Genomic DNA, 24,601 nt, shown 5'->3' with positions numbered 1-24,601 from the left:
TTCCTCATCCCTCTTCACGTTTCATTTGTAAAAATATATCTATCTCATCAATAGAGAATCCTTTTCGATATAACGCTTGCTTCACCTTATTTTCGAATGTCCAACCATCATACTTCTTATATTTTTCATAATATTTATTCCCATGATAGTGTAACGCTTCTTGTTGCTGTTCGTCATCTTTTTCGTCTTTCAATTCTTCCAAACAAATTTGAATTACCTCTCTAGAATACCCTTTACGAACAAGCATTTCTTCTAATTTTTGTTTCATTTGTAAAAATGAATGCTTTTGATAAGATTTTTTTTTCTTTTCTATAAGAAACAAAGCATTCTCAATTTGCTTCTCCTTTGGATACTCTTGTAAACTATGTGTAATGATTAAATCCTGAACACCTTTACTTAATAGCCCTCTCCTAATAACAGTTGGACCTTTTTGATTCACATTACTTTGCGTTCGCACGTATGAAATCGCGTACTCTTTATCATTAATATATCGATCATGTAATAATTTCGAAATGACTTCAGAGATGATGGCCTGTCCCACTTCTTTTTTTCGTAAGAAATCTTCTATTTCTTGTTTTGTTCTCATTTGATAGGATAAATAGGAAATTGCTTGTAAATATGCTTTTTGTACCTCTTCATTGTACAAAATATTTCCTAACGCTACTTCATCAATTTCTAAGCCTTTTTGTAACCCATGTTTCATTAAGATTGATTGATTGACACTAAACCCGTACTCTTCACCTTGGCCTTTATCAATATAAATATTAAATCGTTCTTTCGATCGTTTTTGCACTTCTATTTTTGTAATGACAGCCATACTCTCACCTCTCTATTATTTTAACATAGTCAAGGAACGTTTTTGCTTTTCAAGAATATATATAATGAGGAGGAAATGATTGTGAAAATCGCAATTTCTGGTGGCTCTGGCTTTATCGGCAAATACCTTTCTAATTTTTTTATTCAAAAGGGGTATACTGTTTACATTCTTACTCGAAAAAAAACTGCTGAAACTTCACATACTAACCTTCAATACGTACAGTGGACACCGGATTTACAGACCTTCCCCCTCTCCTCTATCGATGTAGTTATTAATCTATCTGGAGAGTCTATTAATAGTAGATGGACAAAGAAACAAAAAGAAACAATTTTAAACAGTAGGATTCAAACAACAAAAGGACTCATGAAACAATTACAAGCACTCGCAACAAAACCACACACATTTATTAACGCAAGCGCTATTGGATACTATGGAACATCTGAAACAGAGTCTTTTACTGAGCAACAAGAAACTCCCGGAAATGACTTTTTAGCAGAAACAGTATTTTTATGGGAGCAAGAAGCATCTAAAGCACGTTCTCTTGGAATAAGAACAATCTACTCAAGATTTGGAGTCGTATTAGGTGCAGACGGAGGAGCTCTTCCAAAAATGCTACTTCCCTATCAATTATATATTGGGGGGACAATTGGATCTGGAAACCAATGGTTATCATGGATTCATATAGACGATGTCGTTCGCATGATTGATTTCATCATTCACACAAAAAAAATTGACGGACCTTTTAATATTACAGCGCCAACGCCAATACGGATGAAAGAGTTCGGTGAAATTATTGCCACTATAACTAGGCGACCTCATTGGTTACCTGTTCCTTCATTTGTACTGCGCGCTTTACTCGGTGAGATGAGTATACTTGTATTAGAAGGGCAACATGTATTACCCAATAAAGCGATTGAACATGGATATCGATACACATTTCCTACAGTTAACCATGCATTACAAAATATACTCTTGCATACAATGTAGTACTTCTAAAATAGTTTTACGGGTAGTTTATCTCCTTCAAAACTTCTCACTTTCTAAACTCCGGAGCATTACTACACGAACAACCTTTCAGTTACTTTGTCTTAACTTACACTAAATATTACAAAGTAACAGAAACGAGGTACCTATGAAAACATTGCTCAAACAAGCCATCGTATATCCTATTACCTCTCCAAAATTTCAAGGAGATGTACTGGTTACAGGAGAACGAATCACCGAGGTCAAACCTTATATTAAGCCTACTCAAGATATGACTGTTATCGACGCACGAGCTCTTCATCTTTTACCTGGATTTATTGATGTGCATACTCATCTTGGTCTCTATGACGAAGGCACTGGTTGGGCTGGTAATGATGCAAATGAAACATCTGAAGTTTCAACACCACATATCCGTTCTTTAGACGGGATCCATCCTTTTGATATTGCATTTCAAGACGCTGTACAAAATGGGGTTACGACTGTTCACGTTATGCCCGGAAGCCAAAATATTATCGGCGGTACTACTTGTGTAATAAAAACTGCTGGAACTTGTATTGATCATATGATTATTCAGGAACCCGCTGGTTTAAAAATTGCCTTTGGAGAAAACCCTAAAAAGGTCCATAGCAACGGCACAAAAGAATCAATAACACGTATGGGAATTATGGGGTTACTTCGTGAAACATTCTATGACGCACAACACTACGGGCATGAAGCTGATTTTCGAATGCTCCCTATTTTAAAAGCACTCCGCCGAGAAATACCAGTACGTATCCACGCTCACCGCGCAGATGATATCACTTCAGCTTTACGCTTTGCGACAGAATTCAATCTTGATTTACGTATTGAACATTGTACAGAAGGACACTTTATTGTTGAGGAACTTTCGAAACATAATTTAAAGATTTCAGTTGGTCCGACCCTTACACGACGTTCGAAAATCGAGCTTAAAAACAAAACATGGGATACTTATCATATATTATCGAAAAGTGGCATAGAAGTTTCTATTACAACAGATCACCCTTATACACCCATTCAATATTTAAATGTTTGTGCCGCTATCGCTGTTCGAGAAGGATTAGATGAAAAAACTGCCTTGGAAGGAATAACTATTTTTCCAGCTCGTAATTTACGTTTAGAGAATAGAATTGGAAGCATTGAAGTTGGAAAAGATGCTGATCTCGTGTTATGGACTCACCATCCTTTCCATTATTTAGCCAAGCCTGTACTCACCATGATTGACGGAAAAATAATTTACAAAAAAAATAAAAAAAACTAGTTTATTTTTTTGACTAGATAAAGTATTATACGATTATAAACTGAATGAAACCATAATCAATTTGTGTCGTGATTATCATTTTCAAATTGATGAATGGGGAAGGCAAATGGTGCGCCACCAGCGTTATAAACTGGTTCTAGTGGGTTCGATTCCCACCCCGAAATTTTTTAAAGATTGATATAAAAATTTCGAGGGTGGGTGTTTTTTCGTCATGCTACCCTCGTGTGAGGAGGAGTTAGTGTGTTGAAAAAACGCGACTTACACGACAGCCACGTTCTATACGAGTTAATGGTGGATCCAGCTGTCTTCCCTTTTGTGCGTCAAAAGGCTTATTCTTATGAAGAATATTTATTTTTAACGAAACAAACAATTGAAGCCGAAGAGCGTGGAGAATTAATCTCACGCACAATTTTAGATGAATGGGGTAACCCTATCGGTACAATTACTTTATTTGATGTGCAAGAAAAAGCCGGATTCCTTGGAACCTGGCTTGGCAAACCCTATCATGGCAAAGGATATAATAAATTAGCGAAAGATTCATTTTTTAGCGAACTTTTCTACGAATTAGATATTGAAACGATTTTTATGCGTATTCGTAAAATAAATATCCGGTCTATTAAGGCTGCCGAAAAACTACAATATGTAAATCTAGCAAACGAAACAAGAAAAGCCGTTTATGATGAAATTAACGCGCATGAAGAAGTATATAATTTATATGAAATTCCAAAAGATCAATATACACTTGCAACAATGCGAGATACAACATTCCAAGAAGCACACCAATTAAAAGAAGCGTAATCTAAAAATTCAGAAATGATAATTAATCTTTTCTAGTTTGACATATATGTATATCACCCCATGTCTTTGGAAACGATAGATAGTGACTTTAGGACACGAGGTGATTTGTAATGGATAAAAAGAAACGTGATAAAGCAAAAAACACATTATCTAGTACACAAGAAGTTCTCTATCAACGAGAATTTCGAAAAGCAGATCGTGCAGCGGGCTATCGCTCAAAAAGCATTTAAAGTGAAACTGAATAATTAGAAGGTTTCCCCCCTAATTATTCAGTTTCATTACATAAGATCTTCCAATAGATTAGCAAAAAAGGTTCCTTATAAATAAGGAATCTTTTTTGTGGATAACTTTATCCACAAAAATCGTAGAATTGTGCATAAATTCCAAAAGTATTTTACGAATTCATCTATTTAAATGAATTCTAAACGTGAGAATTGTGGATAATTTTCTAAAAATTGTGGACTATGTGGATATAGTTGTTAATATTCCGACTTTACTGTCTAATAGAAGCGCAATCCGTTGTGGATAAAGTGAAACTGTAATCAGCGGGGGTTTGTCGATTATTAGCCTTCACCAATCGGGCTTTTACGGGCAGTTGATCCCCCACCTAACTTCTTTGCTTTCGCTGAATTTTGAGGTAGGGGTCTTACTGCCCGCAAATAGCGGGATAAGTTAATAATTCACGTTTACTTTTTTTACAACAATAAAAAAACCCTCTTTAAATGCTTAAAAGAGGGGTTTCATATTAAGTAAAAGATTCGGCAAGAGCTGGTGATTTAATAGGTATATGATTCGGCTCTGCATGATTTTCTGCCAAAATTGTATCCACAATATGACCAGCTGGCTCAGGACGATAAATACTTTTCATTGCTTCTTTCATTTGAAGAAGCTTCATATCATCTTGTAATAACGCCTCTGTTTTTGCAAAAACTTCACTATCATCACGAATTACAACTGCAGCCCCTTTTTTTTCAAAATACAACGCATTTTCATTCTCTTGTCCTGGGACAGGTTTATATAAAATGACAGGTACTTGTAATGCTGCTGCTTCGCTTAATGTAATACCACCTGGCTTCGTAATCATACAAGAAGTAACACGGAACAACTCATCAATGTTTTCAACATAACCAAATACTTTTAAAGCATCAGAACTTTGTTCCTGTAGTTCCATTAAATCCTGCTTTAAAGCTTCGTTTTTCCCACAAACGACAACTACTTGTAAGTTTGGTACTGACATAAATGACTGGCATAGCTCTTTTACACTCCCTAGCACACCATGAGCACCTGCTACAATTAGTAACATCTTTTTATCCTTACATAACTGATATTTATTATATATAATTGCTGGATTTATCTTTAGCTCAAAACTGCTGCGAATCGGAATCCCTGTTTCAACAATTTGCTCTGCAGGTACACCGATATCAACCATCACTTTTTTCACATGATCGGTTGCTACAAAATAACGATCTACTTCTCGATGGATCCATATTTTATGCACACAAAAATCCGTTAATACGTTATAAACAGGAATAGAAATACCTATTTGCTTTTTCAATTCTGGTACAGCGATGATTGGAAAGGTATTAATAACAATATCCGGTTTCTCCACCTGTAATAGCGTCTTCAAACGCTTTCTCCCAAAATTCGCATACCAAGATGCTATTTTTTTATCATAAATTTTCTCTACACCATAATAAAACAAACGATATAATTCTTTTCCTACCGTATAGCTTTTTAAATATAAATATTTTGTAATATCGGTTATAACTGGATGTGATTCTCCAAACAAGTCGCATACTATTACATCTTTGATTCCTTTTTGACGAAAGGTTTGTTCTAATGTTTTCGCTACTTGCACATGACCGTTACCGTAATGTGCAGTTAATATTAAAACCTTGGGGTTTTTTATCAAACAAATCCACTCCTAGCTTTTTGTTTCTCCATATTGCATATACGACAATAGGAAAAACATTTTCCTTAAACATTACATACTCGGATTCCAATATTCCCCTGTTAGCTATGTACCTGTCGTGGATATGCAAAGCATATAAGATTGACCCCTTAATCCTATCTGTGCTCATATCTTTACATTATACTTTCCTATAAGAGCTTTCGCAATAACTTACAAATGTTCTATATTTCATGATACTCACTCTTTTACTTCTTAATTCTTTTTACTATTTTGATTTCCCTTTACAATTATGTAAATTTCTCCGCCTATCCTTTACAAAAATATGGATATTCTCTCTTCAGTATACTCTTTTCTAAATATATACTCTAGATTTTATTATAAAGTGAAACTTTAATCAGTGGGGGGGTTATTCATCCCCCACTGATTATTAGCCTTCATCAATCGGGCTGCCCACAAATAGCAGGATAAAGAAACAAAAAGCCTAATCCAATATTTGGATTAGACTGCTTTTAAAATATATTTCGCATGCTCAACATTTTCTTCTGTCGGTGGATTCACATCCGCAAGTGGATACTTATGTCCAAGTGCCTCCCATTTATAAACACCGAGTTTATGATATGGCAACACTTCCACTTTCTTAACATTAGATAGACTTTGAATAAAGTTTGATAAATTTTGTAAATCCTCTTCACCATCGGTAACACCGGGAACCAATACATGTCTTACCCAAATTGGTTTCTTTTTATCCGATAAATAACGAGCAAATTGTAAAATATGTTCATTTGGTTTCCCTGTTAATTTACGATGTTTCTTTGAATCAATATGCTTCAAATCCAATAAAACTAAATCTGTATAATCCATTAAAATATCTAGCTTATTTTGGAATTCTGGTTCTTCAGAATAACAACCTCCCGAAGAATCGATTGTTGTATGAATACCAGCTTCTTTGCACTTTTTAAACAACTCAATTAGGAAGTCTAGCTGCAATAGTGGCTCTCCACCGCTAACTGTTATACCGCCTCCAGAAGCTTCAATAAATGGAAGGTAACATGTCACATCCTGTATCACTTCTTCAACTGTTATTTCTTTACCTTTACCGATTTCCCACGTATCAGCATTATGACAATATTGACAACGTAATAAACACCCTTGTGTAAATATGACATAACGAATCCCAGGGCCATCAACAGTACCACAAGACTCTACAGAATGTATTCTTCCTTTTACCATGTTACTTCCTCCTTTATTGAAACAGCCTCCCTCCGCTATATATTAAAAGCGGAGGGACACTTTTTTCACTTACATGCTTTCATGCATTGTACGGTTAATTACATCAATTTGTTGTTCACGAGTTAATTTAATAAAGTTAACAGCGTAACCAGATACACGAATTGTTAATTGTGGATATTTTTCAGGGTGCTCCATTGCATCCATTAATGTTTCACGGTTAAATACGTTAATATTTAAGTGGTGTCCTTGTTTTATTGCATATCCATCAAGCATAGATACTAAGTTGCGTACTTGTACATCATCTTCTTTACCAAGTGCTTTTGGAATAATAGAGAATGTATTTGAAATACCATCTTGTGCATCTTCATATGGTAATTTAGCTACAGATAATAATGACGCTAATGCACCTTTTGTATCACGGCCATGCATTGGGTTTGCGCCCGGTGCAAATGGTTCTCCAGTACGACGTCCATCTGGAGTGTTACCAGTTTTCTTACCGTATACAACGTTAGATGTGATTGTTAAGATTGACATTGTATGAACAGAATTACGGTATGTTTTATGTTTACGAATCTTGTTCATAAATGTTTTCACAAGATTTACTGCGATTTCATCTACACGATCATCATTGTTACCGTATTTAGGGAAATCTCCCTCAATTTCGAAATCAACTGCAATACCATTTTCATCACGAATTGGTTTTACTTTTGCGTATTTAATTGCACTTAAAGAGTCTGCTACTACAGATAATCCAGCGATACCTGTTGCCATTGTACGAAGAACATTTGTATCATGAAGTGCCATTTCAATACGTTCATAGCTATATTTATCGTGCATATAGTGAATTACATTTAATGTATTTAAGTATAGACCAGCTAACCATTCCATTGTCATATCGAATTTACGCATAACTTCTTCATAATCTAATACTTCAGAAGTAATTGGTGCGTATTCAGGACCAACTTGTGCTTTTGACTTTTCATCTTTACCACCGTTAACCGCATATAGTAATGCTTTCGCTAAGTTTGCACGTGCTCCGAAGAACTGCATTTGTTTACCAATTCTCATTGCTGATACACAACAAGCAATACCGTAGTCATCACCGTAGTCAGAACGCATAATGTCATCATTTTCATATTGAATTGCTGATGTTTTAATAGACATTTTTGCACAGTAGTTTTTAAAGTTTTGCGGTAATTGTTTAGACCAAAGAACTGTTAAGTTTGGTTCTGGTGCTGGTCCTAAATTATCTAATGTATGCAAGAAACGGAATGAGTTTTTTGTTACTAACGGACGACCGTCTAACGCCATACCACCGATAGATTCAGTTACCCAAGTTGGATCTCCAGAGAATAGTTCATTGTAATCAGGTGTTCTTGCAAATTTCACAAGACGTAATTTCATAATGAAATGATCAACAATTTCTTGTGCTTTTTCTTCTGTTAAAGTACCATTTGCTAAATCTCTTTCAATGTAAACATCTAAGAATGTAGAGGTACGTCCAAGGCTCATTGCTGCCCCGTTTTGCTCTTTAATTGCTGCAAGATAAGCAAAGTATAACCATTGGAAGGCCTCTTGTGCATTTGTAGCTGGCTTAGAAATATCGAATCCATGAGAAGCAGCCATCTGTTTTAACTCTTGAAGTGCACGCATTTGCTCAGATAATTCTTCGCGTAAACGCATTGTATCTTCGCTCATTACACCGCCAGTTAAATTATAATCAGCTTTTTTCGCTTCAATTAAATGATCTATACCATATAGCGCTACGCGGCGATAGTCACCGATAATACGTCCACGTCCATATGCATCTGGAAGACCAGTAATAACACCTGATTTACGAGCCGCTTTCATTTCTGGTGTGTATGCATCAAATACACCTTGATTATGAGTTTTACGCCAGTCTCTGAAAATCTTGCTAAGTTCTTTATCCATTTCATATCCATACGCTTCACAAGCTTGTTCCGCCATACGAATACCACCATACGGTTGTAAAGAGCGTTTAAATGGTTTATCAGTTTGGAAACCGACCACTTTTTCAATATCTTTATTTAAATATCCTGGTTCATGTGATGTAATAGAAGAAACAATTTTTGTATCCATATCAAGAACGCCACCGTTTTCACGTTCCTTTGTTGTTAAATCCATTACTTGATCCCAAAGTTTTTTCGTTGCTTCAGTTGCTTCCGCTAAGAAAGAGTCTTCTCCCTCGTAAACGTTTACATTATTTAAAATGAAATCGCGAACATCAATCTCTGCTTTCCATTTTTCACCTTTAAAGTTTTCCCACGCGTTTTTTACATTTTCTAATACTTGAGTCATCCTAATCTCCTCCATTTTTGATTAGTACAGGACTGCGTTTTTTTATATAACAGCTTACACACTTAGAATACTACTTTTTTTCGGAGGTGGACGAAATAGTTGTGACATGTTTGTGAAATGTTGAGCAAACTACTATGCCCGTAGTGTTAACTTCATGTAAAAGTCTTTATAACTAAACCTTTCTTTAATTGTATTTTTTTGGTACCCTTATATACGAGTCCTATTTTGTAATATAAGAACGATACCCATTGTAGAGCTGTAATACTCTTATCTCCTAATCTGTTATAGTTTTTATAACAGAGCAAAAAAGTGTACATACGTTGTACACTTTTTTTGTTACCACTATAAAACATCTCTTTTTCTATTTCCAGCATAAAATCCACCACGACTGTTTGTTAATGTAATTAATTGCTCTAATCCTTCTATATGATCACCAATAATTCGAAGGACAGCTGGAGGATGACCTATTTTTGCGAAATGTTCACTGGGACGAATACGGTTCATCTTATCAACATCGATACGACTTACACAAGCGATTTCAAAACCTGAGAGTACAGCTTTAACTTGTGCTACACAAGGTGACAATAATGATTTATACCCTATTTCCTTCAAACAAGTACGACTAAATGCATTAGGTACAGCAATAAGAGAGCCTACTCCTAAATCTTTTCTATCACAAGCTAAATTTAATGCATATTTAAATGCTGTTACAAGATGAAGTGGTACTCTCAAATCTAAATAATGATTTAAATCATTTAATGCGACATCCGTTCCATCTGCAATAGCTTTTGCAAAGGGATATAGCTCACTAGCTGGGATAACAAAATCACCGTCTATAAATAAAACAATTTCTCCTTTTGCAAAATAAGTTCCAAGTGAACGCCCCACATCGTTTCCAAGTGCTTCTTTATACACAATTGTTGTTGCTCCCTTGTCTTTTGCAATTGTTGCCGTTTTATCGGACGAACCATTTACAACAACAATGATTTCCAATGGTTCAATTTTGCGAAGCTCTTCTATAATCTTTCCAATCGTCATCTCTTCATTTTGCACAGGAATAATAACCGATAATTGCTGTCCTTTATACAAATTAGATGTAATGCCCCACCCTTGATAAAAATCTTCAAAATTTAGAGTATGGTAGACACTATCTCTTTTCCTATTTCCATCGCAATATCCCCCGCGCGTATCACTGCCTAATATCCTCTCTGCTACAGCTTCTATATGATCGCCTATCATTCGTTTTTCGGAATGAGCAAGATTCGTGCCGTATGCAGCATGCTCGAGTGGGCGAAATTTATTCGGAGTAATAACATCAATCGCACAATGACGGCTAATTCTCCATTTACTTTGTACTAGACGTAGATGAGCCACAATAGGATTAACAAAACATTCGTATCCAATATTTTGCACAACTTCCTTCGTCAGCGCATGAGGTACAGATAGTAAAGAGTCAATTTGTAATTCTTCTTTCTCTAACATTGCATTTAATATTTGGCGCCATACTGTAATAGAGTGCGGTCTTTGTTTCTTTAAAAATAATGCGCCCAAATTATTTAAAACTACATCAGCCTGATCATATAAAATTGGATTAAGAAATAATTGCAATTGTGAAGTTCGAATAGCAAAATCACCATCTACAAATAATAGAACGTCACCTTTTGCATGTTTGGCACCTACTGCACGCCCTACATCATTCCCAAGTGACTCTCTATAATTAATAACTTTACATCCTAAATTTTCAGCGACCTTATCTGTTCCATCTGTACACCCATTAGTCACTACTATGATTTCCAATGGATTTAAAGGTATTATTGAATGAATAACATCAGAAATTGTATCTATTTCATTACACGCTGGAATAATAACAGATACTGATTTAGTCATGGTTTTCTTCACGAAACCACTTCATAGTTTCTTTCAATCCTTGTTCCCACGTTACTTTCGCTTGAAACTGAACAAGTTCTCTTAATTTCGTTACATCCGGCTTTCGATTTGGAATCTCTTCAAATCCATGTGGATATACTTCCTCAAATGGAACGTGCACAATTTTGGAAACAGACTTCGTTATTTTTTTTATATCTTCCGCTACTTCCCTTATATTTTTTTCATTCTCAGAACCTATATTAATAATTTCACCATTTACCTTTTCATCCATTGCACGAATCGTTGCCTCGACCGCATCACTTACATACGTAAAGCAACGTGTCTGCTTTCCATCTCCATACACGAGAATATCGTCACCTTGCAAAGCCGCACGAATAAATCGTGGAATTACTCCTGCGTACGGACCATCTTTCGCTCTTGGACCATAAATATTAAAATAACGAACAATCGTTACAGGTAAGCCTTCTAATGCGTACCCTAAACACAATGTTTCCTCTAACGTTTTACAAATTGCATAACTCCAACGTATTTTGGAAGTTGCACCGTATAAACGATCTCCTTCTTCAGAGAATGGAGGTTTTCCCTTTCCGTATACTTCCGAAGTAGATGCGAAAACTACTTTCTTCTTCCCTTTTAATGCTGCTTGCAAAATGTTTTTCGTTCCATCAAAGTTCGTTTCAATAAGCTCTACACTTTTTTCCATTGTAGTTTTGACTCCCAAAATTGCAGCTAAATGAAACACCACATCATGTTGATTTACTAATTCATAAATTGAACTTTTATCTAACACGCTTATTGGAATAACTGAAATCTCTTTCATTAACTCATTATGATATTTATTTTTTCCTTTATAGAAGTTATCAACAATAGTAACTTCATAACCTCTTTTCACCAATTCTTCAGCTAAATGCGATCCAATAAATCCTGCTCCACCTGTAATTAAACATTTTTTACTCATACACTCACCTTCTTTATAATTCCACGTGTATCTATTAATCGCTCAATTCCTTTAAAGAGCTTCCAATCGATACTAGAGTGATCAGTTACAATTAAAATACAATCTGCTTGTTTAATTCTTTGTTCATCTAATGGAATGGATTGATATAGTGTATCCCCAATTTTCGCTGAAGAAATATAAGGGTCATGATATTCTATCTTGTACCCTTCTTTTATTAATAATTGAATAATTGGCAACGCTGGTGATTCTCTCAGATCATTTACATCTTTCTTATACGCAACCCCTACAATTAACACCGTTGCGGGTGATTGCACCATACCTTTTATTTTCCCAATTATTTTCTCTGGCATTTCTTCATTAATTACATGTGCCGCCTCAATTAATTGACTAATTGCTCCACTCTTTTTTATTCTCCATTGAAAATATAAAGGGTCTACTGGAATACAATGTCCCCCTATCCCTGGACCTGGCCAATATGGAGTAAATCCAAACGGTTTTGTAGATGCAGCTTCAAGCGCCTCATAAAAATTAACATTCAAACTTTCACAAAGTATATTTAACTCATTTACTAATGAAATATTAACTAAGCGCTGAATATTTTCAAATAGCTTACACATCTCGGCCACTTTCGGAGAGCTAACTGGAACGACGACATCAAATATAGCGCTATACAAATCCTGTACTTTTTGTTTACACCGCTCGGTTTGTCCACTAATAACTTTCGGAATAGTTTGGACTGAATACTGGCTATTCGCTGGATCAATGCGTTCTGGAGAATAGCCAATATAATAATCTTCTCCTACCTTTTTACCTGTTTGAGAAATAATTGGAATGATAACTTCCTCCAGTGTACCTGGATATGTGGAGCTTTCAAAAATGAAGGTTTGTCCTTTTTGAAGGTTTTGTTGTATATAATAAGAGGCTGAAATGAGGGCACTTAAATCTGGTTCTTTCTGCTCATTAATTGGCGTTGGCACAGTCACAATAACATACTCACTATTTTGGAACTCCGCAACACCTTTATCTGGTGTATTTACTATTAATTTTCTCTCGTTCAATAAATTTTGTAATATGTTAGAAGAAACATCAGGAATATAACTTTCTCCTTTTATAATTGATTCTATTTTCCTAGTATCCTTATCTAATCCAAGTACAGCATGTCCTCTTTCTGCAAAAAGGACCGCTAAAGGAAGGCCAACATATCCTAATCCAATAATGGTTACTTTACTACTAGCATTCATCTATATTCTCTTCTTCCCTTCTCAATTGTAGTATTATATCTCTATCCCTTTCTCCATCTGTAAAACTTCCGCGCTCGTCTGTATGCTGTAATAAATAAGCAATCGCCTCAAGCTGATCTCCGAAAATACGATCAAATGCAGGAATTCGTCCGTTTACAAACCCGTGTTGCTCTGGACGTACTCGATTTGTTTTTATAACATCTACAAATTCCACTGCTGTAATAGAGCATTCTTCTAAAATAGCTTTCATTTGAGCTAATGGTGGAATAATAAGAGAATCATATCCAATTTTCTCTATTACCTTTTTATGCATAGCATGTGGCACTGCCGTTAATGAGTTGTTCCATAAATCTGGTCGTTTCGCTACCAAATTCACGAAATATTTCCCCATACTAATTGGATCTGCCGGGTGAAACATATCTAACAAACATTGCAAATCATTTAACGCCACATCATTTCCGTCTTCAATAGCATGCAAAAATGGAATTAGCTTTTTTGCCGGAATAGCAAAATCACCGTCAACAAATAAACAAATATCTGCCGTAGCATGCATAGCCCCTATCGCTCGAGCTACATTATGTCCAAGTGCCTTCGCGAATTCAACTACAATAACATTCTCTAGTTTTGCTTGTTTAATTGTCTCTACATCCGCTCCATTCGCAACAACTATAATTTCATCTACACCTGCTTTTTTCACTTCTTGTATGACAGATCTTATAGTCATTCTTTCTTCTGATACTGGTATAATCGCACTGTATTTCGCTTTTTTCCTTTGTAATAAAACTGGTTTATACTTCCCTATAAACTCTCTATCCCTGTTTCCCTCCGAAAAACCGCCGCGTTTACCATATGTTTCGATTACATATTGCAAAGCACGTAAATGATCACCCATAATACGACTAGTCGCTTTCGGATAAGGAGAACCAGGTGATGTACCCGTATGCACAGGACGAACCTTATTCGTGTGAATTACATCGACCGAAGCCATATCGGCAATATCTACTCCTCTAGACATCACCATCGCTTGAAATAATGCGGGATCTGCTAAATTCCACCACCCAAGATTCTCAATAACATCCCGATTCATCGCATGTGGAATTGCGATTAAAGAACCAACAACAAGCTCTTTTTTATTCAAATAACGATTCAACACGAATTTTCCAACTGTCGTATAATGTGGTCTCATCTTTAAATAAACAGACCATGTTAAATTATTCACAACAATTTGATGCCCCTGCTGAATTCCTTTCACGAAACGTTGTAGCTCTTTGCTCTCAATAACGATGTCACCATCTAAAAACAATACAATTTCGCCTTTTGCTTCCCTAGCTCCAATTGCCCTTCCTACATCATTGCCAAGAGAATGTTGATAATAAATCACATGGCAACTATGCTGTAATGCGACTTCCTTCGTTCCATCTGTCGATCCATTATCTACTACAATAATTTCATACGGCTTCAGCTTTTCCACTTCTACTAAAACTTGTGATAAAGTACTTGCTTCATTATGCGCTGGAATAATAACTGATATTCTCATACTTGTATCACTCTTACCCTTCCAAGCGAACATAAGCAATAATAGGAATACGCACAAGTACATCTTCAGGTGGTCCATAAGAAGGAGATGTACGAACGCTTACTGCCCCGTCGGTCACAGATAAAAGAATACCTGCTACAATTTCAACAGCTGTTACAACTTGCACTAATTCACCAACATGGTTACGCAATTCATCAGTAAATAACATATATAAGTCTCCTTTCTTACGCTTCTTTCATTGATATAATACTTGTAAATGGTAATAAAACTTCTGTTCCTATTCCTTCTTGCAGCGTTAAGAAATCGTCACCAACTGCTACAATAACACCTGTTAACTGTCCAACTGTCACAGTAATTTCTACGTTTTTACCTAAATATTGCTTTGCAATTTCTTTAAAAGGTGATGTATTGCATTCTTTTAAAATGTTACAAATAATAGATTGAAATTGACTTGATTCTATAAACTCTTCCGTAGCTTGCTTAGAATTTCTTTGAATAAATCTCGCGAAGTTTTGCGAAAATAAAAGTCGTTCCACAGCAGGCAGTAACTTGTCATCTAAAAAATAACCTAATTGTCTATTAAACAGTCTGGATAATTTGTGCCAATATTTTCTGAACAGACACATACGCTTCTCCTCCTATTATTTTTAAAGTATAAAAATTTACATCCATACATCTTAATTTATACAAAGCAGGCTTTTTTTGTGATAGGTAAGGCATACATTTTCTAAAAGAAATAATTGTTTCAGAGCATAAAAAGAGATAGATGGTTTCCCATCTATCTCTTTGCTAATCTTTAATTTTTAATTGTCACAATGGCAGCTACGCCGTAATATACCGCTCTTGATAATTCTGCTTGTTCGGATATAGAAGCTGTAACAAGGGATCCACCACTTGCCGAAAAATATTTTGCAGCTTCTAACGGAATACCATCTTCTTTCACATCAATATGTGTTCCATCTTGCCAGTCTATTTTCTGCATTGTTGCTGAAAAGTCCCCAGTCACTTTACCAATTTCCTTACCATTCATCTCTAAAAATATCCATTCCCATTTTGTTAAACTTAGTACTTGTTTCAACTCTCCAATTTTCTTTCCATTTATACTATAAAATATATAGAAGTTACGCACGCCCATCTTCTTTTGAACACGCAGCAATCTTTCTCCCGATTGATTATATAAATAAAATTGTTGCTTATGTAGTCCCTTAAAAAGAAAAGAAAGTGCACCTTTCCATATACTTTGAATAACGGAATTATACTCTTCTTTTAAAAACCCTACTGCCTTGCCATCTAACCCAAAGTACGTTATTACTTGAAATACCCCTACCTCTCTACGAACAACGAACTTTTGTTGTTCAAATAATCTAGAGCTCCCTATATTACAATTGTCCTGTTTAAGCATTTTTGCTCTTCGCTTTTCTATAAAACTATATATTAGTAATCCAAACGCTGGTAGCAAAATACCTATTAATTTCAGGATTTCTTTATCTGAAGTGAATATTGTTCCTTTTTTATATTCCATAACTAATCCAATTACAACGATAATCCATACAATGATAGCTATAAACAAAGTTCGTTTCGCATTGCGTGCATGATGCTTATGTATACTCATAAACCTCCCCCTTTTCCATTTATTTCATTATCGCACCGCACATATATTTCCTCAATGCAAAAAAGACTATCCAAAAGGACAGTCTTTTACACTTCTATATTTCGTAACATTGTATAAATGTCGTTATTCACTTTACCAAATGATTTAATGTTATTTTGAATGTTTGATAATAAAACGACATACACACTTCCGTTTTTACTAAATCCATTTAAGCAATTCCAACCTGGCATTACACCGTGATTTGAATAACTGCCTGGATCTACATACCAGCCAAATCCGTAATCCTTTTTCACGGCTGTAAACATTTGATCATAACTCTCTTTTGAAATTAATTTTCCAGAGAATAGCGCTTCATTAAATAAATATAGATCATGCGCGCTTGTATATATATCACCGCAACCATATAGTTGTGACATGCTCGGAATGTTAGGTGTTGTCATGTTGTTATTCACTATTTTATAGCCCGTTGATGGGAACCTTGTTTGCTCTAACGCTTTACCAAAACCAGAATGCTTCATACCAGCAGTAGCAAAAATATGTTGTTTAATATATTCTTCTAACGGTTGTCCACTTACCTTCTCAGCAATGTAAGCAAGTATAGAGTAGTTCGAATCGGAATACTTCCATTTCTCTCCTGGACCGCCAATACGCTTTTGATTCCCTATCCGCTTTATCAGTTCTTCATGAGAGATATCTTCTGTTCCCTGCTCATATTCAGGAATTCCTGATGTATGTGTTAATAAATGTTTTAGCTGAATGCTATTACCTTGAGGAAAATCTGGGATATACTTCGCTACTGTATCTTCTACTTGTAATTTATTCTGATCTTTCAATTGCATAATAGCGGTCGCTACAAATGCCTTTGAAATAGAGCCAATATAAAAGGTTGTTTCTGAATTATTCGGTACTTGCTTCTCTTTGTTCGCCATACCGTATCCTTTATTCAAAAGAACTTTTCCGTTCTTCACAATAACAGCTGTCCCACTAAATCCTGCGTTTTGTAAATATTGATCCAATTGAGCGTTTTCATTAATCTCTTGAGGCGGTCCTTCAGCAGGTTTCTCTATAACTTGCGCCTGCTTTATCTGTTCTTCCTGTTCTTTTTGTTTTCTTTGTTTTTCAGCTTCTTGCCTTTTCATTTCTTCTTTCTTTTTTATCTCTTCTTGCTTCTTCATTTCTGCTGCTGCTTTTAAAGTTTCCTCTTTTTTATTATGCGCAACAATTTTTGTATACATGAAATATACAAGTGAAAGTAGTAGGGCTAGAATGATTGTTCTTTTTATGTATACAATCGGACGACTTACTTTCCCATTAACAGTATTTTTTTCCTGATCCATGATTACCTTTTTCCCCTTATTTACCGATAATTTAATTCATCTACACAAGACTTTTTCCAAATCATTTCAGTAGATTATAGACACTCCATTCTATATCATCCCTACTTTATCACGCGCTGAACATATTACCAACCTATATGCATAAAAAAGAAAAAGAAAATTTACAAAAGTAAGATTCCCTTTGAAATTTCAACATAATAAAAGAGGATATCCTGTAAAAGACTGATGTTATCAATCTTTTGGGATATCCTCTTATCTAACTATCTATACGTGTTTTTTCATATCATCGGCAACTGATTCAACGTTTGTACCTACGATAACTTGTACACTTGTGTTACTTAATTTCATAACACCTTTTGCACCGGCACGTTTTAATGCTGATTCATTTACTAAACTTGCATCTTTCACTTGTAAGCGTAGACGAGTTGCACAGTTATCAATAACTGCTAAGTTCTCTTTTCCGCCTAAAGCAGCTACGTAAGTTTCACCAATTGAACCTGCAACTGGTGCATCACCCTCTTCAGCTAACTCATCTTCATCTTCACGACCAGGAGTTTTTAAGTCGAACTTCTTAATTAAGAAGTAGAATACTGCAAAGTAAATTGCTGCGTAAATTAAACCGATTCCCGCTAATAATACTGGTTTTGTTGCAATACCAAAGTTTAAAACGTAATCGATTGCACCGGCACTGAATGAGAAACCATCATGAATGCCAAGTGTCGTTGTAATGAATAAAGAAAGACCTGTTAATACTGCATGAATACCATATAATACTGGTGATAAGAACATGAATGAGAATTCAATTGGTTCTGTAATACCAGTTAAGAATGAAGTTAATGCTAGACCACCTAACATACCTGTAACCATTTTACGTTTTTCTGGTTTAGCAGCCGCAATCATTGCGAAACATGCTGCCGGTAAACCGAACATCATGATTGGGAAGAAACCAGTCATAAACATACCTGCTGATGGATCTTTTGCAAAGAAGCGTGCAATATCACCATGAACGATATCACCAGCTGCGTTTGTAAAGTCACCAAGTACAAACCAGAAGTATGTGTTCATTACATGGTGTAAACCGATTGGAATTAATAAACGGTTTAATAATCCGAATAAACCAGCACCAACTGAACCTAAGTTCACGATGCCGTGTGCTACCGCATCAATACCACTTTGAATTGTTGGCCAAATTTGACCGAATACTAATCCTAGAAGAAGCATTACAATAGAAGTAATGATTGGTACGAAACGTTTCCCCGCAAAGAAACCTAACCATTCTGGTAATTTAATCTTATGGAATTTGTTATATAGTAACCCCGCAACAACCCCAGCAATAATACCACCAAGTATGGCCATATTTATTTTTGGCGTTAACGCCGCTGCTTTTGAAACTTTTGTCATTGTATCTGCTAATTTAGTTGGATCTGCTGAACCGACTAAATCCTGAACACTTTTTAATTTATCATTCAGCTCTGCTGCTGAATATGCCTTACTTAGAGCGTTCGTTGTATTTTGTAAAACAAGATATCCTATTGCCCCAGCAAGTCCTGCTGCTCCACTACCATCAATAGACAAACCGATTGCAACACCAATTGCAAAAATAAGTGCTAAATTATCAAAAATTGCTGCACCGGCCTGTGCCATAACAGGAATATTAAATACATCTTCTTGCCCTAAACGAAGCAATAATCCTGCTGCTGGTAGTACGGCGATTGGAAGCATTAACGCTTTACCAATACGTTGTAAAAACTGCAACATTTTAATTCCCCCTATCAAATTTATGAAATCGTTATCATTATAAGTACGCTTTAGAAAACGCTTTCTATTACATAACCATAATAACATATAGTTGTATAGATGTGTAGTTTTTATTTCCGAACTTTTTATGGATAAGTTTTCTATTTCTAAACTGTTATATAAAAGGAAAATTCTCCTTTTTTAATAGCAGATCATTGGCACTGAAAACTCACTATAAACATTTAACTTTCGTTTTATCATTCCACTTTTTCATGTTATTATTTATTTCCGAGCATATCGGGAAAAGTAAACTTAGTTAATTCGAAATAGGAGCGTTGGTACTATGCAGTGCATTGAAACAAACAACTTACGGCAGTTGTTAGAACAAGTAAAACCATATACGAAAAAAGGAAAACTTGCTACTTATATCCCCGAACTAGGAAATGCAGATCCAGCTGATTTAGGGATTGCCATTTTCCATAAAGAAACAGAATATATCCATGCTGGCAACTCACAAACACTATTTACTCTTCAAAGTATTTCCAAAGTAATTACACTTGCACTTGCCCTTTTAGATCGTGGTGAAGAATATGTATTTTCTAAAGTCGGAATGGAGCCAACTGGTGACCCTTTTAATTCTATTATTAAGTTAGAAACGACAAGTCCTTCCAAACCTCTTAATCCAATGATTAATGCAGGAGCACTAGCTATTACAAGCATGTTAGCTGGAAAAGATAACGAAGAAAAAATGGAGCATATTCTTCATTTTGTACGTGAAATAACAGATAATCCTACTATTAATTATTCTTCTACAGTTGCTAATTCAGAATTAGAGACTGCTTACTTGAACCGTTCACTTTGTTACTATATGAAACAAAACAGCATTATCGATTGTGATATTGAAGAACTTATGGATTTATACACTCGTCAATGTGCAGTTGAAGTAAACTGTATCGATTTAGCACGTATTGGCTTAATTTTTGCAATGGATGGATATGATCCATATAAAAAGAAACAGATCATCCCTAAACATATTACGAAAATCTGTAAAACATTTATGGTTACTTGCGGGATGTATAATGAATCTGGTGAATTTGCAATTCGTGTTGGAATCCCTGCAAAAAGTGGTGTAGCGGGCGGCATTTTCGGCTGCGTAAAAGGCGAAATGGGAATCGGTATTTTCGGACCAGCTTTAGATGCAAACGGAAATAGTATCGCTGGTTTTAAAATTCTCGAATTACTTTCTGCCCAAGAAGGTTGGAGTATGTTTTAATTTAGAAGTTATCCTGCTATATTGGCAGGATTTTTTATTTCACGAAAAAGTCCGTTCTACTAGGCATCAACACAATTCAAAAAAACAGTAATAAAAGTTCTCTTTATTATGCATATTTGTTCCCCCCTCCTGAATAATATAGTACAACCTAGCGCTGTATGTGGAGGTGTAAAAGATGAAACTCATATTTCAAATGGAGAAACAACCTGTTCTCGAAAAAACAATTCTCCTTTTCATATTGAGTATTGTAGAAAGTTTGAAACTAAAAGTTGTTTCACTCGATGAAGCTCACCGATACATATTCAATTTAGAAGTGCTTGAACTATTAATGGATCGGAACATCGATGATCAAGTACTAGAACTTATTCATTTCGGAATGGGACTTGAAGACATTTACCATGTACTTCCCGAAGAACTTGAGCATAGTATTGAAGAACTGAAATGGCTTTGTATTCAAGTTTTAAGTGAGTACAGTATGCCTGATGATGAATGTGCACAACTAATTGAAGATATACGCTAAAAAGCACCTATACAGGTGCTTTTATTTTTTTAAACCTTTTGCGCAAAAATTGGATAATACTTGCAAATTTTCGTTACCTCGAAAAGATTTCACGTCGATATATGCAATTTCTTAGTGTATTTCCAAGGAAATACTCGAATACTGTTTTCTCTATCCTTCTTACAACAATTGATCAATTCCAATAAGAATTAATAACACACCTGCAATTATAGTTGCCCATTTCCCTAAGTATTCAGCTAAAAATCTTTTACCCACATACGTAAAACCGCTAATACAAATAAAACTAAAAATCCCAGAAATACATGCCGTAAGCCAAAGATTTAAATTTGTTACTCCAGCATCAAATCCACCTGCAATATTATTTATGGATAATGCAACTCCTAAAACAATTGCTTCCGAAAAACTAATTGTTTTAGAACCATCAAAATCTGCTTTTTCTGGATCACGTAAAACCCCCATAAGTACACTACTATCTTTAGATCCTACGGTATCTTGTTGACTCAAGAAAGGCTGACATAAAATAAACACCCCGATTATGCCTAAAACGATTGCTCCAATAATGTTTGCTGTGAACTCTGAAATAAATAATGCGATCCAATTCCCAAAAAATCCAGCTAGTAAAGTAAATAAAAATCCAAAAAATGCGATGATAAAATTGTTAAACCACGAAATTCGAATTTTGCGAATGCCATATGCAATCCCAACACCTGCATTATCTAAATTAGACGCAATCCCGATTAAAAAAATTGAAAATAAACCCGCTGTACTCATCATACAGTCACCCCTTTTCTCACTTTTCAATGCATATTATGAAAATGTTGAGCAACTGTGCCTGTCTGTTTCATATACTTGTAATAAATGCTCAACATTTTTTCAACGATAAACACTAGAAAAGGAGTGCCTACATTATGCCCAATGAAAATCCAAATGAGCGGCTCGGTAAATTAATAAAGAAACTGTTAAAGGAGCGCGCTCTATCTATGCGCCAACTAGGAACACTGACAAATATTGATCCTGCAACAATTTCAAGAATAATTAATGGCAAACAACAACCGAAGCAAAACCATTTACAAAAATTCGCAAAATGTCTACAAGTTCCACCGCAATTATTACTTGATGAAATGTACCCTGACTCTCCACACATAAATAAGGAAAAAGCAGATATGTACACATCTCTCGATACAATTCAACAAACATTACAATCCTCTAACCTATTCGACTTCGAGTACACAACAACTCGTGTGAAACAAGAACTTGAAAATTACGAGCGCTATGCTCAAACTACTGAAGGCGAAAAACGTATTCACGAGAGCTTCAAAAGTAAACTAGAACAAATTGATAGTGCTGGCCCTTTCATTGAACAATTAACAAGTATGTACCAACAATTTTGTACAGAAACCATTTCAAACGAAGAACGTGCAATTATTGGGGGTGCCTTACTATATTTCATTTTATCAACAGACATTATCCCCGATTACCTTTTTCCAATTGGCTATTTAGATGATGCCATTGCCGTTGAATTAGCTAAAGAGAAATTAATTGAAGTCAAACGAAGAACATAAAAAGCATAACAAGCTATTTCAGATATTGAATTTATCCACCTCTGAAATAGTTACAAAAAAATCGTACAAGCATACTCACTCGCACGATTCAAAAATCAAACTATTTTCTCGTATGACACCATTCATATATAAAAGCAGTAATTACTTTTGTAAATTCAATTAACTGCTCCACTTCAACTTTCTCATTTACAGAGTGTGCTTCTTCTAGTGTGCCTGGTCCATAAATAATCGCTGGAATGTGGAACTCACTAAACCAACCGCCATCAGTTACCGTTGCTGACATATCTAAAATTGCATTTTTAGATAAAATAGATTCATGTACTGAACTTAGAGTTTTTACAGCAACATGTTCGCTATCTACTTCTAAAGAAGGAAAAATTTCGCCACGATCCACAATCATTGATTCTCCGCCCCACTTAAATTGTGGTGGGTTCTCGCTTAACCATGGATCTGCTGCTGCCACTTTTCCTAAATACTCTTCTATTTCTTCTATTATTTGTTCATGCGTTTCATTTGGATAAAAATGTACGGTTATCCACAATCGGCACTCATCCGCAATAAATGCCGCATGACGTCCTCCTTCAATAACAGCTGGATTAATTGTAGTTGTTCCAGATGGATAGCCTTCATATGTTTTCATGACTGCCCAATGACGCTCTAATTCTTGTAAGCTTTGTACAATTTTCATCATTTTCTCAATCGCACTCGCTCCAAATAGGCGTCCTCCAGCATGGATCATTTGTCTACGTGTTGCATCATGAAACGTTTGCGGGCTTTTCACAGTAATCCATCCAGTAATTACACCGCCCTGTCCTTGCATATGTAAATCACTCGTATCCACTACTACTGCAAAATCAGCATCATAACCACGCTTACAACATTGAAGTGTCCCTGCTTCTCCTACTTCTTCGCCAATTACCGATTGAAAAATTAAATCCCCAGGTAATTCAATCCCCGCTTCTTCTAAAAGCTGAATAGCAAATAAGGCTCCAGCTAGTCCACCTTTCATATCTGCCGCGCCTCTCCCAACTAACCAACCATCTGTTATAAACGGCTCAAACGGATTTGTTTCCCACGGCTCGTCCTTTGATACTTCTGCAACATCTATATGCCCATTAATAATGAGACTTTTATGTGACTCACTTGCTGTCCCTTTTTTCACTCCAACAACATTCGGATCATTCGGATATACATCCCATTTATCAATACTAAAATTTCGTTTTTTTAGAAACTCTGCCACAAATTCTTGCGCCTCATTTGTATTTCTTGCTGGTGGTGCTGGTGTTTCAAAGCGAATTAACGCTTTTGTAAGTTCTAGTAGCTCGTCTTTTCGTAAATCAATTTGTTTTAATAGCTGTGAAACTTCTCGATTCATTGCTAATTCCCCTTTACATACGTAGTATGTTTCCAGCTTTATTTTCACAAAAAAAGAGACTGTTTACAATCTTACAGTCTCCAAATTAATCAATATTATAAAGTGAAACTATAATCAGTGGGGGGGGTTCATCCCCACTGATTATTAGCCTTCACCAATCGGGCGTTTACGGGCAGTTGATCTCCCACCTAACTTCTTTGCTCCAGCCGAATTTTGAGGTGGG

23 protein-coding genes are annotated in these 24,601 nt (G+C 35.6%); 7 read left to right on the top strand and 16 right to left on the bottom strand.

The window, feature by feature from the left end:
- Nucleotides 1–4 precede the first annotated feature (4 nt).
- Complete coding sequence (recX, locus tag EXW56_RS02570; RefSeq protein WP_002113830.1) at nucleotides 5–817, bottom strand: recombination regulator RecX; 813 nt, start codon at nucleotides 815–817, stop codon at nucleotides 5–7.
- 81 nt (nucleotides 818–898) lie between these two features.
- Here recX and EXW56_RS02565 point away from each other — a divergent pair, with 81 nt between their 5' ends.
- From EXW56_RS02565 to EXW56_RS02550, 4 genes are all read left to right on the top strand, one after another.
- Nucleotides 899–1,804, top strand: a complete 906-nt coding sequence (locus tag EXW56_RS02565) for a TIGR01777 family oxidoreductase (protein WP_215597160.1) — start codon at nucleotides 899–901, stop codon at nucleotides 1,802–1,804.
- Nucleotides 1,805–1,949: 145 nt separating this feature from the next.
- The gene (locus EXW56_RS02560) at nucleotides 1,950–3,080 is read left to right on the top strand and encodes an amidohydrolase (RefSeq protein WP_002113826.1); all 1,131 of its coding nucleotides are present in this window, start codon (nucleotides 1,950–1,952) and stop codon (nucleotides 3,078–3,080) included.
- A gap of 240 nt (nucleotides 3,081–3,320) precedes the next feature.
- On the top strand, nucleotides 3,321–3,878 hold the full coding sequence (locus tag EXW56_RS02555) for a GNAT family N-acetyltransferase (protein WP_002091129.1): 558 nt from the start codon (nucleotides 3,321–3,323) through the stop codon (nucleotides 3,876–3,878).
- Nucleotides 3,879–3,988: 110 nt separating this feature from the next.
- Nucleotides 3,989–4,108: a YfhE family protein gene (locus EXW56_RS02550; RefSeq protein ID WP_000358484.1), complete on the top strand. Its 120-nt coding sequence runs from the start codon at nucleotides 3,989–3,991 to the stop codon at nucleotides 4,106–4,108.
- A gap of 515 nt (nucleotides 4,109–4,623) precedes the next feature.
- Here the strand turns inward: EXW56_RS02550 and EXW56_RS02545 are convergent.
- From EXW56_RS02545 to nagE, 13 genes are all read right to left on the bottom strand, one after another.
- A complete protein-coding gene (locus EXW56_RS02545; RefSeq protein WP_002113823.1) occupies nucleotides 4,624–5,790 on the bottom strand; it encodes a diglucosyl diacylglycerol synthase in 1,167 nt (388 codons plus the stop codon).
- 498 nt (nucleotides 5,791–6,288) lie between these two features.
- The gene (gene pflA, locus EXW56_RS02540) at nucleotides 6,289–7,020 is read right to left on the bottom strand and encodes a pyruvate formate-lyase-activating protein (protein ID WP_002113822.1); all 732 of its coding nucleotides are present in this window, start codon (nucleotides 7,018–7,020) and stop codon (nucleotides 6,289–6,291) included.
- Nucleotides 7,021–7,089: 69 nt separating this feature from the next.
- Nucleotides 7,090–9,339 carry a formate C-acetyltransferase gene (gene pflB, locus EXW56_RS02535; RefSeq protein WP_002113820.1) on the bottom strand — a complete coding sequence of 750 codons (2,250 nt, stop codon included), beginning with the start codon at nucleotides 9,337–9,339 and terminating at the stop codon, nucleotides 7,090–7,092.
- A gap of 152 nt (nucleotides 9,340–9,491) precedes the next feature.
- Nucleotides 9,492–9,713 (bottom strand): hypothetical protein, encoded by a 222-nt coding sequence (locus EXW56_RS02530; protein ID WP_002201853.1) that lies wholly within the window; start codon nucleotides 9,711–9,713, stop codon nucleotides 9,492–9,494.
- The gene (locus EXW56_RS02525) at nucleotides 9,682–11,226 is read right to left on the bottom strand and encodes a glycosyltransferase family 2 protein (protein ID WP_002201854.1); all 1,545 of its coding nucleotides are present in this window, start codon (nucleotides 11,224–11,226) and stop codon (nucleotides 9,682–9,684) included. The genes EXW56_RS02530 and EXW56_RS02525 overlap by 32 nt, the downstream gene beginning before the upstream one ends.
- Nucleotides 11,219–12,184, bottom strand: coding sequence for a UDP-N-acetyl-alpha-D-glucosaminuronate decarboxylase (locus EXW56_RS02520; RefSeq protein ID WP_002201855.1), 966 nt, complete (start codon nucleotides 12,182–12,184; stop codon nucleotides 11,219–11,221). Before EXW56_RS02520 ends, EXW56_RS02525 begins: the two co-directional genes overlap by 8 nt.
- Complete coding sequence (locus EXW56_RS02515; RefSeq protein WP_002201856.1) at nucleotides 12,181–13,425, bottom strand: nucleotide sugar dehydrogenase; 1,245 nt, start codon at nucleotides 13,423–13,425, stop codon at nucleotides 12,181–12,183. Before EXW56_RS02515 ends, EXW56_RS02520 begins: the two co-directional genes overlap by 4 nt.
- Nucleotides 13,415–14,962, bottom strand: coding sequence for a glycosyltransferase family 2 protein (locus EXW56_RS02510; RefSeq protein WP_002201857.1), 1,548 nt, complete (start codon nucleotides 14,960–14,962; stop codon nucleotides 13,415–13,417). Before EXW56_RS02510 ends, EXW56_RS02515 begins: the two co-directional genes overlap by 11 nt.
- 13 nt (nucleotides 14,963–14,975) lie before the next feature.
- Nucleotides 14,976–15,170 (bottom strand): LSm family protein, encoded by a 195-nt coding sequence (locus EXW56_RS02505; protein WP_002029614.1) that lies wholly within the window; start codon nucleotides 15,168–15,170, stop codon nucleotides 14,976–14,978.
- A 16-nt stretch (nucleotides 15,171–15,186) separates the two neighbouring features.
- A complete protein-coding gene (locus tag EXW56_RS02500) occupies nucleotides 15,187–15,588 on the bottom strand; it encodes an LSm family protein (protein WP_002201858.1) in 402 nt (133 codons plus the stop codon).
- Nucleotides 15,589–15,758: 170 nt separating this feature from the next.
- Nucleotides 15,759–16,574 (bottom strand): hypothetical protein, encoded by an 816-nt coding sequence (locus tag EXW56_RS02495; RefSeq protein ID WP_002201859.1) that lies wholly within the window; start codon nucleotides 16,572–16,574, stop codon nucleotides 15,759–15,761.
- An 86-nt stretch (nucleotides 16,575–16,660) separates the two neighbouring features.
- Entirely contained in the window at nucleotides 16,661–17,911 is a 1,251-nt protein-coding gene (locus EXW56_RS02490; RefSeq protein ID WP_002201860.1) for a serine hydrolase domain-containing protein, read from the bottom strand.
- A gap of 264 nt (nucleotides 17,912–18,175) precedes the next feature.
- A complete protein-coding gene (nagE, locus tag EXW56_RS02485; RefSeq protein WP_002201861.1) occupies nucleotides 18,176–19,669 on the bottom strand; it encodes an N-acetylglucosamine-specific PTS transporter subunit IIBC in 1,494 nt (497 codons plus the stop codon).
- A gap of 322 nt (nucleotides 19,670–19,991) precedes the next feature.
- Between nagE and glsA the strand changes: the two genes are divergently transcribed.
- Together glsA and EXW56_RS02475 are read left to right on the top strand one after the other, a co-directional pair.
- Nucleotides 19,992–20,921 (top strand): glutaminase A, encoded by a 930-nt coding sequence (gene glsA, locus EXW56_RS02480; RefSeq protein ID WP_002201862.1) that lies wholly within the window; start codon nucleotides 19,992–19,994, stop codon nucleotides 20,919–20,921.
- Between the two features lie 175 nt (nucleotides 20,922–21,096).
- Entirely contained in the window at nucleotides 21,097–21,441 is a 345-nt protein-coding gene (locus EXW56_RS02475; protein ID WP_002201863.1) for a DUF3969 family protein, read from the top strand.
- A gap of 159 nt (nucleotides 21,442–21,600) precedes the next feature.
- Here the strand turns inward: EXW56_RS02475 and ytaF are convergent, their stop codons facing one another.
- Entirely contained in the window at nucleotides 21,601–22,212 is a 612-nt protein-coding gene (gene ytaF / locus EXW56_RS02470) for a sporulation membrane protein YtaF (protein ID WP_033716932.1), read from the bottom strand.
- A 137-nt stretch (nucleotides 22,213–22,349) separates the two neighbouring features.
- On the opposite strand from ytaF, the gene EXW56_RS02465 reads away from it, so the two are divergent.
- Nucleotides 22,350–23,003: a helix-turn-helix domain-containing protein gene (locus EXW56_RS02465; protein ID WP_002201865.1), complete on the top strand. Its 654-nt coding sequence runs from the start codon at nucleotides 22,350–22,352 to the stop codon at nucleotides 23,001–23,003.
- 100 nt (nucleotides 23,004–23,103) lie between these two features.
- On the opposite strand, the gene EXW56_RS02460 is transcribed toward EXW56_RS02465, so the two are convergent.
- Entirely contained in the window at nucleotides 23,104–24,426 is a 1,323-nt protein-coding gene (locus EXW56_RS02460; RefSeq protein WP_080013752.1) for an acetylornithine deacetylase, read from the bottom strand.
- Nucleotides 24,427–24,601 lie beyond the last annotated feature (175 nt).

Source organism: Bacillus mycoides (assembly GCF_018742245.1).
GTDB classification, from domain to species: Bacteria; Bacillota; Bacilli; order Bacillales; family Bacillaceae_G; genus Bacillus_A; species Bacillus_A cereus_U.
Note: the sequence above shows the minus strand (reverse complement) of the source record. Positions and strands in the feature narration are given on the sequence as shown.